Genomic DNA, 18,086 nt, shown 5'->3' with positions numbered 1-18,086 from the left:
GTCACGTCTCCTGCTTCTTCAGGAAGGCTGCGCCAAGACCGAGCAGCACGGGAATCGCGATCAGGAGAGGGACAAGGGACGGGCCAAGATCTGCGAAATCGAGTGCCTTCGAGAAGGACCCGCGCGAAATCGTGACGAAATAGGTGGTCGGGAAGATGTTGCCGATAAAGGCACCGAAACCGCTGAGCGAGGAGACCGGATCGATCAGGCCGGAATACTGGACGGCAGGAATGAGAGTAATGAGCGCCGTGCCGAAGATGGCCGCAATCTGGCTGTTGATGAAAGTCGAGATAACGAGGCCCATGGCGGTCGTCACGATGACGTAGAGCAGTGCTGCCGTCCCGAACACCAGAAAGCTGCCGGTGAAGGGGACTTTGAAAACGAAGATCGCAAAAGCAGTCAGCATCACCACGTTCAGTGCGGCCAGCACGACATAGGGAAGTTGCTTTCCGAGCAGGAACTCGAAACGCGTCACCGGCGTGACATAGAAATTGATGATCGAGCCCAGTTCCTTTTCCCGCACGACGCTGAGCACGGTCAGCATGGAGGGGATCATCAGGAGCAGGATCGGCATCACCGCGGGTACGATCGCGATCAGGCTCTGAACATCAGGGTTATAACGATAGCGGATTTCGAGCTGATAATCGCCGGCGCTCGCCGCATCGCCATAGATCTGACGGGCTTTCTGCTTCAGCCAGGTGGCGTGCATGCCCTGCACATAGCCGCGCACCGTTTCGGCACGCGTTGGCATCGCCCCGTCGATCCACGCGCCGACCTCGGCATCGTGGCCGCGTGCCACATCGCGGCCGAAGCCAGGCGGTATTTCGATCGCAAGGCTTAGCTCGCCATTGCGCATCCGCCGGTCCATATCCGCGTAGTCCGTGATCGGCGGCTTTTCGGTGAAGTAGCGAGAGCCTGCGATCTGCAGTGTGTAGTCGCGGCTGATCGTCGTCCCATCGCGGTCAAGCACGGCAAAGGTCAGGTTCTCGACATCCATGTTGATGCCGTAGCCGATCACGAACATCAGAACGAGGCTGCCGATAAGCGCGAGTGTTGCCCGGATCGGATCGCGCTGAAGCTCCAGCGTTTCGCGCTTTGTGTAGGCAAACATGCGGCCGAAATCGAAGAAGCGGCTTGCGCGCGCCTGCACGGCCGCGGCATCTGCGGCCGGAGCCGGTTCCGGCGACGTGGAGCCTTCGGGAACGTTGGCATCGCTTTCCCCGATCGCATCCTCGAGGTACTCGACAAAGGCCTGTTCCAGCGTGTCGGCCCCGCGCTTCTTGACGATATTATCAGGCGTGTCGCTGATCAGGACCTTGCCGGCATGCATCAGCGAGATGCGGTCGCACCACGCTGCTTCGTTCATGAAGTGGGTGGAGACGAAGATCGTCACATTGTCCTTGCGTGACAGCTCCGCAAGAAGCTCCCAGAATCCGTCGCGTGCAACCGGGTCGACGCCCGATGTCGGCTCGTCGAGGATCAGAATTTCCGGCGAATGGACCATCGCCACCGCCAGTGACAGGCGCTGGCGAATGCCGAGCGGCAGCGCATCCGGCATGGAATCCATGACGTCGTTCAAATCGAAGCGGTCTGCCATAAGGGCGATGCGCTCGGGGATTTCCTCCGCCGGTATTTCGAAAAGCCGCGCATGAAGCTCAAGGTTTTGCCGAACCGACAGCTCGGTGTAGAGCGAGAAAGCCTGCGACATGTAGCCGATGCGTCGCCGCACGGCCATGTCGTTCGGGTCGACCTCCTTGCCGAACAGCCGGGCAGTGCCTTCGCTTGCCGGCAGAAAACCGGTCAGCATTTTCATGGTTGTCGTCTTGCCGCAGCCGTTGGAACCGAGGAAGCCGAAAATCTCACCGCGCGGTATGCGGAAGCTGACATTGTTGACGGCGGTGAAATCACCGAAGCGCATCGTCAGGTGCTCGGCCTCGATGGCGATTTCCTCGTCTGCGCCCGCCTTGCGCGGCGGGATGGTGAGCTCGACGTGGCCGCGGCGCTTCTCTTCCGGCAGAAGCGCGACGAAGGCGGCATCCAGATTGGTCGTATCCGTCCGCTCGAGAAGCTCGTCCGGCGTGCCCGTCGCCAGAACCTTGCCCGCATCCATCGCCACCAGCCAATCGAAACGCGCCGCCTCCTCCATGTAGGCGGTGGAGACGATCACGCTCATGCCCGGCCGTTCGGCACGGATCTCATCGATCAGTTCCCAGAACTGGCGCCGCGACAGCGGATCGACACCAGTCGTCGGCTCATCGAGGATCAACAGGTCCGGGTCGTGGATCAACGCGCAACACAGGCCGAGCTTCTGTTTCATGCCGCCGGAAAGCTTGCCAGCCGGGCGATCGGTGAAGGGGGCGAGCCCCGTACTCTTGAAGAGCGCCGCAATTCGGACCTTGCGCTCCCGCGGACCCTGGCCGAACAGGCCGCCGAAGAAGTCGGCGTTTTCAAAGACCGAAAGGGTCGGATAGAGGTTTTTGCCAAGGCCCTGCGGCATGAAGGCAATGCGCGGCGACGTCAGCCGCCGGTGCCGCGCATCGGCGATATCGCCGCCCAGCACATCAATATGCCCCTCCTGCATCGCGCGGGCACCGGCGATCAGCGACAGCAGGCTCGACTTGCCGACACCATCAGGGCCAATCAGGCCGACCATGCAGCCAGCCGGAATGTCCAGCGTGATCGCGTCAAGCGCACGTGTCTTGCCGTAGGAAAGTCCTACGCCCTGCAACCTTACGACCGGCTCCAAAACCGGCGCGATGTCCGCCGGAAGGGTGCTCATTTTACGACGTTTCCGAGCGAAGCAGGCCATTCGGCGTCGGGCGCGATCTGCACATAGGCCATGCCCGGCAGGCCGGTCTTCACCTGCTTGATGTACCGCTTCAGCAGTTCCGGCTCGATGCGGGCTTTGATGCGAAACATCAGCTTCAGCCGCTCCTCCTGCGTCTCCACCGTCTTCGGCGTGAACTGGGCGACATCGGCGACAAAGGTTGCCTTGGCCGGAACTACGTATTGCGGCATGGCGTCCAGTACGAGCCGGACTTCACTACCGAGCGCAACTCGCCCCGCCTGCTCGGTCGGCAGGAAGAAGGTCATGGAGACGTCTGTCAGGTCTACGAGATTGAGCACACGGCCGCCGGCAGAGAGGACTTCCCCAGGCTGCGCGACCCGGTACTGGACCCGACCCGCCCGCGGGGAGCGCAGAACGCTATCGTTCAAGTCCGCATCGATGCTCTCGATCGCAGCCTCTGCCGCTTCAACCGCTGCTTTGGCATCCACGACCTGCGCCTGGGCTGAACTGACCGCTGCTTCAGCCGCGGCCTGTTGCGCTTTGGCGGCTGCTACGGTTGCGACCGCGGCCTGATAGTTGGCGCGATCGTCGTCCAGCACCTGCTGCGATACGGTGTTGGTCTTCAAGAGCTGTTCGGAACGGTTCTTGCGCGTCAAGGCGGCATCTTCTTCGGCCTGGCGCTGCGCGATCAGCGCAACTGCGGCCTCGCGTTGGGCTTCCTGCTGCTTGACCAGACTGCCAGCGGTCTCGACGCTGATCTTCGCGCGCGCAAGTTCTGCCTCCGCCTGACGGCGTTTCGCCTCTAGTTGGGTGGTATCCATGCGCGCCAGCTCCTGGCCGGCCTCGACGAAATCGCCCTCGTCAACGAGGATGTCGGCGATCCGGCCGGGAATTTTCGTCGACACGTCGATCTCGACTGCTTCAATGCGACCGTTGCCGCTGGCAATTCCCGCAGGCAGGGCCGAACCGGCGAGATTGGCCCAGGCGTAGTAGGCAGCCGCCGCCGCAACGGCGACGAGTGCAGCGATGATCCATCCCTTCCTGCCCATCAATCATATCCTTCATTCTTGTCGCCCGCTGGAAGGGGCTTGAGTTTGAACGACCGTCGAAGTCACAAGCGTAACCGTGACACGTCGAGATGAAGTTCATTCAACAGCAAATGCCGGACAAGCGGAACGAGCAAAAAAACATGGCTGCCCCGCGTGATGCAGATTGCGCCATTGAGAAGTTCGCGCCGCAGTATCGGAGCGACGCGCGCTGATCCGGTTCCCGGTCCGCGTGTCAATGGGGGCAATGGGGGCAATGGCATCGGCACCGTCCGCGCTTGCCTTCACTGGTCTCGTCTCGATCGACAATTTGATCTCCTGAAACTCCATGTGATGCGGGAAAGCTTATCCGATGCCGTTTCTCACAGCGTTGATTATAGTCAATTGCCTTAACCTGACCGAGGGTAGGAACAGCGCTCGAGGCTAGCAATCGATTTCTGGCAACCACGATGAGCGCTAACCGCCGATATTTTCCAACGGCATATGCCCATGGAAAGAGTGCGCCGCGCACTGTCGCTGCACCTACAGAAACAATTCGTGCCCGGGGCAATCGTATGTGCTGGCACCGGCTGCCAACGCGCGTTTGCTGCCCTGGTCAACGTCGCGGGCGATGGGCTGCCGGGAACCTTGGCTCCTGCTCAGCGTTCCTGACCCGTTGGTCATGGAAGGAGCAAGAGCCATGCAAGTTGTAGGCGTACAGGTTCATCCCGAAATGGGCGGAAAGGCCGGCTTCACCGTCGAATTCGTCGGTGACGCGGGCGAAGTGGTCAGCGTGATCCTGCGTACCGGAGAGGACGTTGATCTAAATCGCGGCAACGCCATCGATGTTGCCAAGGGCGTACTGTTGGAGATCGCCACCTTCGAAGGTGAACTGCCGACCGGTGGAGATAACGTAGTGAATTGCCTTCGCAGCGCCCGCGCCACCGGCGACACAGATACGATGGAAGAAGAGTTGGACGAAGGACTGGAAGGGTCATTTCCCGCAAGCGATCCGGTCTCGATCACGGTGAGCACGATCCCTGCCGGGCGTACGGATCACCCGGACGCAAAGAAATCAGATTAATCCACGAGCGACATTGAAAGCGCGACAAGGCCGAGCAGTGGTCTTGTCGTACACGCCCCTGGCGATCACCAATCTTGTAGTCGTGCTGGGCCGCTCAACCTGCACCCGCCACTTCGTCCGCCCCCTCGCCTTCCGCGTGCCCATCCTCGGCAAGTACCCCACCAACTGCCGAAAGGCGTTGTGTCGCGATCACACAAATCGCAAGCAGTGCCAATTATGTGAAGGGAACTTTGGCCCAAGGATTTTGTTTTCCTGTATACTGATTCTACAGGCAGTGATTCCGTCCGACTTCAACGGCTTGTCGTGGGAGACGACCATGCAAAGGGGTGAATCCGACGTCTTCAACCTTTTCTCGGAGATCTACTCGAGCACCGCGCGCGAGGAGATGAGTCTTCAAGAATATCTGTTAGCGTGCCGTGACGATAAGAGCATGTATGCCACCGCTCAGGAGCGGATGGTTGACGCGATCGGCGAGCCGACCCTTGTCGATACGAGCACGGATGAGAGGCTCGGACGCATCTACTCCAACCGCACCATCAAGATCTATCCGACCTTCTCTGATTTCTATGGGATGGAAGATACGATCGAGCGCATCGTCGGCTACTTCCGCTATGCCGCGCAGGGTCTCGAGGAACGCAAGCAGATCCTCTACCTTCTCGGCCCCGTCGGCGGCGGCAAGTCCTCATTGGCCGAGCGGCTGAAGAAGCTCATGGAACTGCGGCCGATCTACACCCTGATGGCCGGCGGTAAGGTCAGCCCAATTTTTGAGTCACCGCTGGGCCTGTTCCATCCCGAGCGGATGGCCGACCTGCTTGAGGACAAGTATGGCATCGCCCGCCGGCGCCTCACCGGGTTGATTTCCCCGTGGGCCGCCAAGCGATTGGACGAAGTCGGCGGCGACATTTCCAAGTTCAGCGTCGTCAAGCTGATGCCCTCCCGGCTGCGGCAGATCGCCATTGCGAAAACCGAACCCGGCGACGACAACAACCAGGACGTCTCATCGCTGGTCGGCAAGGTCGACATCCGCCAGCTCGAGAACTATAGCCAGGCCGATCCGGACGCCTATTCCTACAGCGGTGGCCTCAACCGGACGACGCAGGGGCTGTTGGAATTCGTCGAGATGTTCAAGGCGCCGATCAAGGTGCTGCATCCGTTGCTGACGGCGACCCAGGAAGGCAATTACAACGGCACCGAGAATTTTGGCGGCTTCCCCTATCAGGGCATGGTGCTGGCGCACTCGAACGAATCCGAGTGGTTGCAGTTCAAGAACAACAGGAACAACGAGGCGTTCCTCGACCGCATCCTCGTGGTGAAGGTGCCTTATTGCCTGCGCGTCACCGAGGAACGGCAGATCTACGAGAAGCTCTTGCGCGAGAGCGAGCTCGCCAGCAACCCTTGCGCGCCGGAGGTATTGGAAAACCTCAGCCGATTCACCGTCTCGACGCGGCTGGCGCCTCATGAGAACTCCCCGCTCTACACCAAGATGCGCGTCTACGACGGCGAGAACCTGAAGGACATCGATCCCAAGGCGAAATCCGTCCAGGAATACCGTGATGTGGCCGGCGTCGACGAAGGAATGACGGGTGTCAGCACCCGCTTTGCCTTCAAGGTGCTATCGGAAACCTTCAACTACGACACCAAGGAAGTCGCGGCCGATCCAGTGCACCTGATGTACATCCTGGAGCAGGCTATCAAGCGCGAACAGTTCCCCAAGGAAACCGAAGCCGCCTATCTCGACTTCATCCGCTCGGAACTTGCGACCCGCTATGCCGAGTTCATCGGCCACGAGATCCAGAAGGCTTATCTCGAATCCTACAGCGAGTACGGCCAGAACCTGTTCGACCGCTACATCGCCTATGCCGACGCCTGGCTGGAGGATCAGGATTTCAAGGATCCCGATACGGGCCAGATCCTCAACCGACAAATCCTCGACAGCGAACTGTCGCAGATCGAGAAGCCGGCCGGCATTGCCAACCCGAAGGACTTCCGCAACGAGGTGGTGAAGTTCACCCTGCGCGCCCGCGCCAAGAATCACGGACGCAATCCATCCTGGACCAGCTACGAGAAACTGCGCGAGGTGATCGAGAAGCGGATGTTCGGCCAGGTCGAGGATCTTCTCCCCGTCATCAGTTTCGGCTCAAAGAAGGACAGCGCAACCGAGAAGCAGCACGCTGAATTCATCCAGCGCATGATCGAACGCGGCTATACCAAGCGCCAAGTCCGGCGTCTGGTCGACTGGTACATGCGGGTCAACAAAGCGGGCTGATGCCCACCGAGGGGTCTAGGGCATGCCGAATTTCATCGACCGGCGTCTGAACCCGAAGGACAAGAGCATCGGCAACCGGCAACGCTTCCTGCGGCGGGCGCGGGAGGAACTGAAGCGTGCCGTCAAGGAACAGATTAAATCTGTCGGCATCGCCGATGTCGGCACGACACACAGCGTTTCCATGCCCACCCGCGGGGTCGGCGAGCCGACCTTCCAGCCCGCAGGCGACACCGGCGAGCGGGAACGCGTACTGCCGGGCAATCGCGAATTCGTCCCAGGCGATCGACTGCGCAAGCAGCGGGGCGGTGGCGGCGGCAAGGGCGGGGCCGGCACCGGCGAGGATGAGGACGACTTCCAGTTCGCCCTCTCGCGCGACGAGGTGCTCGACCTTTTCTTCGAGGATCTCGAACTGCCCGACATGGTCAAGCTCTCACTGAAGGAAACGCTGACCTTCAAATCCCGGCGGGCCGGTTTCGCCGTGAGCGGTTCTCCGACCAACATCAATGTCGGGCGAACGATGCGAAACAGCTTTGGCCGCCGGATTGCCCTACGGCGTCCGAAGCAAACGGAAATCGACGCCTTGTTGGCCGAGATCGCGGAGCTGGAGAAGAAGCCGGGGCGCAATGCGGCTGAACAACTCGCGATGCTGAAAGCGGAACTCGACTGGCTGGATCGGCGGCGCCGGCGTGTTCCGTTTATTGACACGGTCGACATTCGCTTCAACCGCTTCGAGCAGCAGCCGCTTCCCAATGCCAGTGCTGTGATGTTCTGCCTGATGGATGTGTCGGCCTCGATGGGAGAGCGTGAGAAGGACCTCGCCAAACGCTTCTTCGTGCTGCTGCACCTCTTCCTCAAGCGGCGCTACGAGCGCATCGAGATCGTTTTCATCCGCCATACGGACGAGGCGCGGGAGGTGGATGAGGAAACGTTCTTCTACAGCACCCAGAGCGGCGGCACGATGGTATCCACCGCCCTTGCGGAGATGCTGCGCGTCATCGAGTCGCGCTATCCCGCCAGCGAATGGAATATCTACGCCGCCCAGGCCTCCGACGGCGACAACATTTCCGGCGATTCCGATCGTTGCATCACGCTGCTCAGCGCCGTCATGCGGCTTTGCCAGTACTACGCCTATGTCGAGATCATCGACGAGCGCGAAAGCGAGATTTTCGCCCGCACCGACAACGGCACATCGCTGTGGCGGGCCTATCGAACCATCGACGGCGAGTTTCCCAATTTTCAAATGACCCGGATTGCCAAGCCGGCCGATATTTATCCGGTGTTCCGGAAGCTCTTTGCCAAACAGCCCGCCACCCGCAAGCCGCGCAAGTGAAAAGGCAATCGTGATGACGAAAAGCGCCGGAAAGCTGCTGTTTCAGAGCTCCGACTGGAATTTCGACACGCTGGCGCGAACCTATGATGCAATCGAGACGATCGCGCTCGACGAGATCCAGCTCGACGTCTATCCCAACCAGATGGAGATCATCTCCTCCGAACAGATGCTGGACGCCTATTCCTCGGTCGGCATGCCGCTGATGTACCAGCACTGGTCGTTCGGCAAGCGCTTCGTCTTCGAAGACCATCTCTATCGCAAGGGGCGCCGCGGCCTCGCCTACGAGCTCGTGATCAATTCCAATCCCTGCATCGTCTATCTGATGGAAGAGAACACGATGGCGATGCAGGCGCTTGTCACTGCGCACGCCGCCTTCGGCCACAATCACTTTTTCAAGAACAACTACCTGTTCCGGCAATGGACCGATGCAAGCGCGATCCTCAGTTACATGGAGTTCGCCAAGAAATACGTGACCAAATGCGAGGAGCGCTACGGAACGGCGGCGGTGGAAGCGATCCTTGATTCGGCACACGCGATCATGGACCAGGGGGTTTTCCGTTACCGACGCCCACCACGCCTTTCATCGGAAAAGGAGCGAGAGCGCGCGCGCGAGCGGTTGGAATACGAGGAACAGACTTTCAACGATCTCTGGCGGACCTTGCCGCAGTCTTCGACCGGTCATGACAGGGCACAGGCCGAACGGGACGCATCGGAACGAAAGAAGTCTTTGAACCTGCCGGAGGAAAATCTTCTCTACTTCCTTGAGAAGACGAGTCTGATTTTGGAACCATGGCAGCGGGAACTGCTCCGGATCGTGCGTGTGATCGCGCAATACTTCTACCCGCAACGGCAAACGAAGGTGATGAACGAAGGCTGCGCGACCTTCGTGCACTACACGATCGTCAACCGGCTGTTCGAAAAGGATCAGATCAGCGAAGGCGCGATGCTGGAGATCCTGCAAAGCCACTCAAACGTGGTCTTCCAGCCTGGTTTCGACGACCCCCGCTATTCCGGCATGAATCCCTATGCGCTCGGCTTTGCAATGATGCAGGATATCCAGCGCATCTGCACGGAACCCACCGAGGAGGACCGGGATTGGTTCCCGGAGATCGCAGGAAATGGAGATTGGCGCGCAACGCTGCTGGACGCGTGGGCGAACCATCGCGACGAGTCCTTCATCCTGCAGTATCTGAGCCCGGCGCTGATCCGCAAATTCAGGCTGTTCCTGCTGACGGACAGCGCCGGCGACAACTACCTGGAAGTCGCTTCCATTCACAACGAACGTGGCTATCAGACCATCCGCGCAGCGCTTGCCCGAAACTACGACATCGGCGCCAACCAGCAGGACATCCAGGTCGTGGACGTGGATCTACTGGGCGACCGCCAGCTTCGGCTGCAGCACAATGTCAAGAACGGTATCCTGCTCGAGGAGGACAGCCGCGACGCCACGCTCCGCCACATCCGCCACCTCTGGGGATATGACGTCAGCCTCGTGGGTGTCGATGCCGAAACCGGCGAAGAGCTCTATGAATGCTCGACGGATGAGGACAGCCTCTGAGCATGTCGCGCAAAAGTGCGCAGCGGTTTTGCGATCACGACATGCAAAAAATCAAAGACTTAAAGTGCCAGCGCGCATCTGAAAGATCGCGACGCGCTTTTAGGTCTGCGGCGGGCTGGCGACCTATTCCGCAGCACTTCGCGTTTCGATCTCGACTTCGACTTCGTACGAATAGCCGTCGAGCATGCCGTAGGCCTGTTCGATGTCCTTGATCTGCGCCTCGGCCTTTTCGATGGCCTCGGCGATCGCCTCGCTGCGGGCGCGTAGCATGCTGCCGAACACGTCCGTATTGGGCCGCTTGCCGACGCGATCCATATGGTTGCGGATACGGGCGCGGTGACGTTCCATCTCCATGATGTGGAAGCGCGCGTTGACGATCTCGTTGGTCAGCTTTCGGCGGATCGTCGCGATCGGATCGAAGCTGCCTGGCTCGCGCTCGTCGAGGATGACCTCGTTGATCAGTTTCTCAAGCACCATCAGGCCCTTGAGATCCTTGGTGTCCGCAAGCTGCGGATCATAGCCGGTATCGTCGTAGACCTTCCGCCGCACGGGATCGAGCAGCAGCTCATAGGCAACCTTGAGCCTGCCGAAGGTGTCGACGTCGCCGCCGGAATCTGGATGGGCAGTTTTGGCGCGACGCCGATAGGCGGCCTTGATCGAGGCCGTGTTGGCATCGCGCGCGACGCCGATGATGTCATAGGGATCGATCACAGTTCACCCGTCTCCGGCAAGTTCGACGTTGGCCCCGCTCCCTCCTAAAGGCTGCGGCTGTCCGCCTCAACCCCGAAGCACGCGTCGTGCCCAGTTCCTTGCCCTGCCACACAATGGGCGGCGAGAATCACCGTCCAAATCCGGCATTCCTATGTTCTCATGTCCGGTGAGCGGCGACAACTCGGCGCTAATCCACGAAATTCTGCGCGCTACCGCATTTGTCAATTGGAGGTCGGGGAGGTGCGAACAAGAACGATCGGTTGCGATCGGTGCTGCAGATCCCACCCAAAGCCACTGGAATGCGAGACGAGATGACGAACACCTCGCCGAACGATTCTGGGTCAGGTTCTGGACAGTTCGTTGCAAATGGCCGCTCGGGATGGGACGAGCAGCGCGGTCAGGATCTCCGCAGCGGCAAGGGCCGCAATCACCGTTGGTCGCTTGTCCTTCACGGCTGTCCCGCCGATCGGGCAGACGAGATGGTCGAAAAGCTCGGGGCAACCAATTTCGCGAAACAGCCAATTCTTGAAGGTCGCGCGCTTCGTCTTCGATCCGATCATGCCGACATAGGCCGCATCGCCCCGCCGTAGCGCTTCGGCGGCGATGAGGAAATCGAGCGCATGGTCGTGGGTAAGGATGACGAATGCGCTGCCGGGCGGGGCATCGCGCACGACAGCCTCCGGCATCGGCGTCAGACAGGTCTCCACGGCGGGCACGTGAAAGGCTGACAGTTCCTTCTCGCGGGTATCGATGAGCACCGTGCGGACGGGCGTCAGAGACAAGGTCAGGGCAAGCGCGCGACCGACATGGCCGGCACCAAAAATATAGACATGCGGCCGGCCCGCAACGTCAGAGTCGTTGCGGGCGATCAGTTCCTTTGCCGTGCCTTCAGTCACATTTGCGAAAGCGAGCTTGACGCGGCCGCCGCAGCACTGGCCGATCTCCGGCCCGAGTGGGATCGTCATCGACGCTGCGGGCCGGCCTTGACGCAATGCACGGCGCGCATGGTCGATTGCCATGTACTCAAGCTGGCCACCGCCGATCGTTGCAAAGGTGCGGCTGCTCGAAACCAGCATCCAAGCGTCCGTGTCGCGCGGTGTCGAGCCATCCGCACCGGTCACCTCGACAAGGATGCAGTCCGGTTCCTCGCACAGAAAGTCCCTTAGATTTTCAGGCGCGGCAGCCAATCGCCTCACTCCTTGCCACTCTTCGCAGCCTCGCGGTTGCCATCAAAATGAACTCGCGCGCGGCCGACGCATCGATGCACGTCGGATACGATAATCCGCAACGTTCGCCACCGCCATAGGGCCATCGCTCATGGGGGCACGGCACATGTCGAGCATCGACAAGATGTGACTGCATTTTCACGGGGATTGCGCTATCGATCAGGTGGCACGATACGTCGAAGTCTTGAAACATACCGGGAGACCTGAGTTGACTGAACGGACCTACTTCGCACCGAAGGGCGGCGCTCCAGAGCAGACGCAACTTCTGACAGGACGGGCTGTCTTTACCGAAGCCTATGCGGTCATCCCGAAGGGCGTGATGATGGATATCGTCACAAGCTACCTGCCCTTCTGGGACAATACCCGCCTCTGGGTCCTGTCGCGTCCGCTTTCCGGTTTTGCGGAAACGTTCTCGCAATACATCATGGAAGTCGCCCCCGGCGGCGGCAGCGACAAGCCGGAACTGGATCCGGCAGCCGAAGGCGCGCTCTTCGTCATGGAAGGCGAGGTGACGGTCGAGCTCGGCGGGCGCCTGCACGTCCTCACCCCCGGCGGGTTCGCCTTCCTTCCGCCGTCGAGCGGCTGGCGGCTGCGCAACCATGGTGCCGAAACCGCTCGCTTCCATTGGATTCGCAAAGCCTACGAGCGGGTCGAGGGCCTCGACGTGCCGGAACCGATCTTCACGAACGAGCAGGACATTGTGCCCGCGCCGATGGCGCACACCGACGGCAAATGGGCAACGACACGCTTTGTCGACCCGACCGACCTGCGCCACGACATGCATGTGACGATCGTCACCTTCGAACCCGGAGCCGTCATTCCCTTTGCCGAGACGCATGTCATGGAACACGGGCTCTACGTGCTCGAGGGCAAGGCAGTTTACCGGCTGAACCAGGATTGGGTGGAAGTCGAGGCGGGTGACTTCATGTGGCTGCGCGCTTTCTGCCCGCAGGCCTGCTATGCCGGCGGTCCCGGCAAGTTCCGTTACCTGCTCTACAAGGACGTCAACCGGCACATGAAGCTGCGCTGATCGGACCTTGTCGTGCCGCTCGTCGATCGAGACGCGCGGCACGAATCGCCGCCGTTGCGATTGCAACGAGTGCCTTGATAGGTAACAATATTTTTATAGACCCTCCGCGCGCAATCGGTACCGTTCTGCGCTAGAGGTGAAGTCTCAATGTTATGAAGAGGTTCTGATTCGAACGCTATGTCAGCTGATGCCTGAATCCATTCTGCTATTTCTGCTAGCTCTCCCTTTCGCCGGTAGCATTGCAACCGCCCTGTTGTTGCGCACAACCTCTCGAGGCCTTCCTGCAGCCTTGGCCGGCAGCGTTGCATTTTTGGCGACGATCGTCACGGCGTTCTTTTACCCTTCGGTGACAAACGGCAAGATCGTCCGCCTCGATATCGCTTGGCTTCCCGAGCTCGGCCTGAATTTCACTCTCAGAATGGACGGCTTCGCCTGGCTGTTTTCAATGCTGGTGACGGGCATCGGCCTGCTCGTCGTCATCTATGCCCGATACTACATGTCGGCTGAGGACCCGATCCCACGCTTCTTCTCTTTCCTGCTCGCCTTCATGGGAGCGATGCTCGGTGTGGTGCTGTCCGGAAACATCATCCTCCTGTCGATCTTCTGGGAACTCACCAGCATCTTCTCGTTCCTTCTGATCGGCTACTGGTACCACAATGCCAACGCCCGCGACGGCGCCCGCATGGCGCTGACGATCACAGGCACCGGCGGTTTCTGTCTTCTGGTTGGTCTGCTCCTGCTCGGTCACATCGTCGGCAGCTACGACCTCGACCGGGTACTCGCTGCCGGTGACGTCGTGCGCGCGCACCCGCTCTACCTGCCGACCCTAGCGCTGATCCTCATCGGGGCGCTGACGAAGAGCGCCCAGTTTCCCTTCCATTTCTGGCTGCCGAACGCCATGGCGGCCCCCACCCCCGTTTCTGCCTACCTGCATTCCGCCACGATGGTGAAGGCAGGTGTCTTCCTGCTCGCGCGGCTCTGGCCCACGCTGTCAGGAACGTTCGAATGGTTCTGGCTGGTCGGGGCAGCCGGCATCACCACGCTCGTGCTTGGCGCCTACTTCGCAATCTTCCAGCGGGATCTGAAAGGCCTGCTCGCCTATTCGACCATCAGTCATCTCGGGTTGATCACGACGCTGCTCAGCCTTGGAAGCCCCTTGGCTGCCGTCGCAGCGATCTTCCATATGGTCAACCACGCCACCTTCAAGGCGTCGCTCTTCATGGCGGCCGGCATCATCGACCATGAGACCGGCACGCGCGATATGCAGAAACTGAGCGGGCTCTACCGGTTCCTTCCCTATACCGCGACCCTTGCCATGGTTGCCTGCGCTGCGATGGCCGGCGTGCCTTTGCTGAACGGGTTCCTATCCAAGGAGATGTTCTTTGCCGAGGCGGTCGAAACCCACGCGGACTCGATCCTGGACCGCGCGCTGCCCTATATCGCAACGGTCGCCGGCGCCTTCAGCGTCGCCTATTCGATCCGCTTCATCCACACGGTCTTCTTCGGGCCGCCCCCCACGGACATTCCCAATCCGCATCCGCACGAGCCGTCACGCTGGATGCGTTTCCCGGTCGAGTTCCTGGTATTTGCCTGCCTTATCGTCGGCATCGTGCCGAGCCTTTCCATCGGCCCCTTCCTGCGCACCGCCGTCATCTCCGTGCTCGGCCCTGAAACACCCCACTACAGCCTCGCCGTCTGGCATGGCGTAAACCTGCCGCTCCTGATGAGTATGATCGCGATGGTCGGCGGAGCGGTCCTCTATATCGCCCTGCATAAATATCTGGCGCATTGCGAAGATGGCCCGCCGTTCTTTCGCCATTTGCGCGGCCAGCGTATTTTCGAGCGGATCCTGGTCACCGTGTCGTGGAAATGGGCGCGCTGGCTGGAGGCCAACCTCGGCACCCGGCGCCTGCAGCCGCAGCTTCGCCTTGTCGCGGGCCTGAGCTTTCTGGCCGGCTTCCTGCCGCTCTACCTCGCCGGCTTCGAACCGAAGCTTCCGCCACTTGCCGAAGTAGATCCGGCATTCGCGATGATCTGGATCATCGGCATGCTCTCGGCATTGGGAGCGGCGCTCCTCGCCAAGTACCATCGTCTTGCTGCACTGGTCCTCATCGGCGGGGCGGGTATCGTCACCTGCATTACCTTCGCCTGGCTGTCGGCACCGGACCTTGCCATCACCCAACTGGTGGTGGAGATCGTCACCACTGTGCTGCTGCTGCTGGGTCTACGCTGGCTGCCTCAACGCATCGGAAAAATCGACGAGAGCACAGCGCTCTCAGCACGGCTGCGCCGCCTTCGCGATTTCCTGCTCGCCGTCCTCTGCGGCGTCGGCATGTCGATCCTCTCCTATGCGGTAATGATGCAGCCGGTACCCGATACCATCGCCAACTATTTCCTCGAACACGCCTATACCGAAGGCGGAGGCCGGAACGTCGTCAACGTTATCCTCGTTGATTTCCGCGGCTTCGATACGATGGGCGAGATCGTCGTCCTCGGCATCGTGGCGCTCACCGTGTTCGCACTCCTGCGCCGTTTCCGGCCGGCATCCGAGAGTATCGGGCTTCCAGAACAACAGCGTATCCAGAACGCATTCGACGAGGCGCAACCTGAACGCAACGCCGGCGATACAGTCAGGGACTACCTGCTGGTGCCCTCGGTCGTCATGCAATGGATGTTCCCGGTCACCATCGTGTTCGCCATCTACTTGTTCCTGCGCGGCCATGATCTACCGGGCGGCGGCTTTGCTGCAGGCATCACCATGGCGATCGCATTCCTTCTGCAATATCTCGGCGGCGGCGTGCGCTGGGCGGAAGATCGGTTGAGGATTTTGCCGCTGCGCTGGATCGCATTTGGCCTGCTCGTCGCGGTGGCGACAGGTGTCGGTTCGTGGCTCTTCGGCTATCCGTTCCTGACGTCACATTCGCAATATGTAACACTGCCATTGGTCGGAAAGGTTCCCGTCGCCTCCGCCCTGTTCTTCGACCTCGGCGTGTTCGGGCTTGTGGTAGGTGCCACTGTGCTGATCCTGATCGCCATCGCCCACCAGTCGACCCGCACATACAGGGTCAGGACGATACCGAAATCGGAGGAAGCATAATGGAACTCGTTCTCTCGATCGGTATCGGCGTCATGACGGGATCCGGCGTCTGGCTCATCCTGCGGCCACGCACCTATCAGGTCATCATCGGGCTTTCCCTGCTTTCCTATGCCGTCAACCTCTTCATCTTCGGCGTCGGCGGTCTGGAGGTGAATGCGCCTGCCATACTCCAGGACGGGCTTGATATTTCTGCCTATACCGACCCGGTGCCACAAGCGCTGGTGCTGACTGCGATCGTGATCGGCTTTGCCACAACCGCGCTCTTTCTCGTGGTGTTGCTGGCTTCGCGCGGGCTTACCGGCACCGATCATGTCGATGGACGGGAACAGTCCCAATGAACCTTGGGCAGCATCTCATCATCGCTCCGATCCTGATCCCGCTCGTCACGGGCGCATTGCTGCTGCTGATTGACGAGCGGCAGCGCTTGCCGAAAGCAATGATCGGGTTGGCTTCCACGATCGCGCTCTTTGCCGTGGCGATCGCGCTCTTCCGCTTTGCCGGCAGCATCGATGGAGCGGAGACTGCACAGCAAGGCGTCTACCTTCTCGGCAACTGGCCGGCTCCCTTTGGCATTGTGCTCGTCGTCGACCGGCTGTCGGCACTCATGCTGGTATTGACGGCAGCGCTTGCAATTCCTGCACTGGTCTTTGCGCTTGCGCGGTGGCACCAGTCGGGCGCGCATTTCCACAGCCTCTACCAGTTCCTGCTAATGGGGCTCAACGGGGCGTTTTTGACGGGTGACCTCTTCAACCTCTTCGTCTTCTTCGAGGTGATGCTGGCGGCGTCCTACGGTCTGCTGCTGCATGGTTCCGGACTGCTGCGCGTGAAGGCCGGTCTGCACTACATCGCCATTAACCTAGCGGCCGCCCTGCTCTTCCTGATTGGCGTCAGCTTGATCTACGGCGTGACCGGGACGCTGAACATGGCCGATCTCGCCATCAGGGTCGCGACCGTCGAACCGCAAAAGCGCATGCTTCTGGAGGCGGGGGCAGGCATTCTCGGTGTCGCCTTTTTGATCAAGGCGGGCATGTGGCCGCTGAATTTCTGGTTGCCGCCGGCCTATACAGCGGCTTGCGCTCCCGTTGCCGGCATCTTCGCGATCATGAGCAAGGTCGGCATTTATGTCGTCCTGCGCCTGTCCCTGCTTGTCTTCGGCGAGGGGACCTCCCCGTCCGCCGGCTTCGGCCTGCAGGTGCTCCTGATCGGCGGCATGGCGACCATCACCTTCGGCGCCATCGGCGTGCTCGCCTCCCAGGCACTCGGCCGCCTGGCCGGCTTTTCCGTGCTCGTCTCCTCCGGCACGTTGCTGATGGCCATAGGGCTCAGCAGCGGCGGCATTACGACCGGCGCGCTGTTCTACCTCGTCAGTTCGACGTTGACGATCAGTGCCTTCTTCATGCTGGTCGAACTGGTGGAGCGCGTTCAGGACGCAGGCGCCAACGTTCTCGCCGTGACGATGGAAGTCTACGGTGACGCGGAAGAAGAGGAAGAAGAGGAAGGCGACGGCGGTGTGGCGTTGCCCGGCACCATGGCCATCCTTGGAATTTGCTTTGCCGCCTGCGGAATACTGCTCTCCGGCCTGCCGCCACTTTCCGGCTTCATCGCCAAATTCGCGATGCTGTCGGCCATGCTCAATCCGGCCGGCGGCGATAGTGGCGCCCTGGTGCCGGGGATCATGTGGTTCGTGGTACTCCTGATCATCCTTTCGGGTCTTTCGGCGCTGATCGCGATGACCCGATCCGGCATCCGCACCTTCTGGGCGTCGATGGAAGGTACCAAGCCGCGCGTGCTCGTCATCGAAGTGGCACCCATTCTTCTGCTTCTACTCGCGACCCTGTTTCTCACCACGCAGGCGGGTCCGGTGATGCGCTACATGGATGAGACCACCCGCGCGCTGACTGCGCCGCAGCAATATATCGACGCCGTCATCAACGCCCGCCGGGCGGGAAGCGCGGAGGTGCAGCCGTGAGC

12 protein-coding genes are annotated in these 18,086 nt (G+C 60.7%); 8 read left to right on the top strand and 4 right to left on the bottom strand.

Going from position 1 to position 18,086, the window contains the following annotated elements; all coding sequences use genetic code 11:
• Position 1: 1 nt before the first annotated feature.
• Together rbbA and IB238_RS00300 are read right to left on the bottom strand one after the other, a co-directional pair.
• Positions 2–2,779: a ribosome-associated ATPase/putative transporter RbbA gene (gene rbbA / locus IB238_RS00305; protein WP_192242323.1), complete on the bottom strand. Its 2,778-nt coding sequence runs from the start codon at positions 2,777–2,779 to the stop codon at positions 2–4.
• Entirely contained in the window at positions 2,776–3,837 is a 1,062-nt protein-coding gene (locus tag IB238_RS00300) for an HlyD family efflux transporter periplasmic adaptor subunit (RefSeq protein WP_192242322.1), read from the bottom strand. Before IB238_RS00300 ends, rbbA begins: the two co-directional genes overlap by 4 nt.
• Before the next feature lie 676 nt (positions 3,838–4,513).
• Between IB238_RS00300 and IB238_RS00295 the strand changes: the two genes are divergently transcribed.
• The 4 genes from IB238_RS00295 to IB238_RS00280 all read left to right on the top strand — a co-directional run bounded on the left by IB238_RS00295 (position 4,514) and on the right by IB238_RS00280 (position 10,051).
• A complete protein-coding gene (locus tag IB238_RS00295) occupies positions 4,514–4,897 on the top strand; it encodes a hypothetical protein (protein WP_192242321.1) in 384 nt (127 codons plus the stop codon).
• Positions 4,898–5,213: 316 nt separating this feature from the next.
• Positions 5,214–7,163, top strand: coding sequence for a PrkA family serine protein kinase (locus IB238_RS00290; protein WP_192242320.1), 1,950 nt, complete (start codon positions 5,214–5,216; stop codon positions 7,161–7,163).
• 22 nt (positions 7,164–7,185) lie between these two features.
• The gene (locus tag IB238_RS00285; protein ID WP_192242319.1) at positions 7,186–8,493 is read left to right on the top strand and encodes a YeaH/YhbH family protein; all 1,308 of its coding nucleotides are present in this window, start codon (positions 7,186–7,188) and stop codon (positions 8,491–8,493) included.
• Between the two features lie 13 nt (positions 8,494–8,506).
• Complete coding sequence (locus IB238_RS00280; protein WP_192242318.1) at positions 8,507–10,051, top strand: SpoVR family protein; 1,545 nt, start codon at positions 8,507–8,509, stop codon at positions 10,049–10,051.
• A 123-nt stretch (positions 10,052–10,174) separates the two neighbouring features.
• Here IB238_RS00280 and IB238_RS00275 read toward each other — a convergent pair whose 3' ends face one another.
• Together IB238_RS00275 and xdhC are read right to left on the bottom strand one after the other, a co-directional pair.
• Positions 10,175–10,762: a J domain-containing protein gene (locus IB238_RS00275; protein ID WP_192242317.1), complete on the bottom strand. Its 588-nt coding sequence runs from the start codon at positions 10,760–10,762 to the stop codon at positions 10,175–10,177.
• A 341-nt stretch (positions 10,763–11,103) separates the two neighbouring features.
• Positions 11,104–11,949 (bottom strand): xanthine dehydrogenase accessory protein XdhC, encoded by an 846-nt coding sequence (gene xdhC / locus IB238_RS00270; protein WP_192242316.1) that lies wholly within the window; start codon positions 11,947–11,949, stop codon positions 11,104–11,106.
• A 247-nt stretch (positions 11,950–12,196) separates the two neighbouring features.
• Between xdhC and IB238_RS00265 the strand changes: the two genes are divergently transcribed.
• From IB238_RS00265 to IB238_RS00250, 4 genes are all read left to right on the top strand, one after another.
• Positions 12,197–13,018, top strand: a complete 822-nt coding sequence (locus IB238_RS00265; protein ID WP_192242315.1) for a bifunctional allantoicase/(S)-ureidoglycine aminohydrolase — start codon at positions 12,197–12,199, stop codon at positions 13,016–13,018.
• 187 nt (positions 13,019–13,205) lie between these two features.
• Entirely contained in the window at positions 13,206–16,115 is a 2,910-nt protein-coding gene (locus IB238_RS00260) for a monovalent cation/H+ antiporter subunit A (RefSeq protein ID WP_192242314.1), read from the top strand.
• Positions 16,115–16,453: a Na+/H+ antiporter subunit C gene (locus IB238_RS00255; protein WP_192242313.1), complete on the top strand. Its 339-nt coding sequence runs from the start codon at positions 16,115–16,117 to the stop codon at positions 16,451–16,453. The genes IB238_RS00260 and IB238_RS00255 overlap by 1 nt, the downstream gene beginning before the upstream one ends.
• Complete coding sequence (locus tag IB238_RS00250) at positions 16,450–18,084, top strand: monovalent cation/H+ antiporter subunit D (RefSeq protein WP_192242312.1); 1,635 nt, start codon at positions 16,450–16,452, stop codon at positions 18,082–18,084. Before IB238_RS00255 ends, IB238_RS00250 begins: the two co-directional genes overlap by 4 nt.
• Positions 18,085–18,086: the final 2 nt, after the last annotated feature.

This window comes from Rhizobium sp. ARZ01, assembly GCF_014851675.1.
GTDB lineage: Bacteria > Pseudomonadota > Alphaproteobacteria > Rhizobiales > Rhizobiaceae > Mycoplana.
This window is presented reverse-complemented; position numbering and strand designations above follow the sequence as displayed.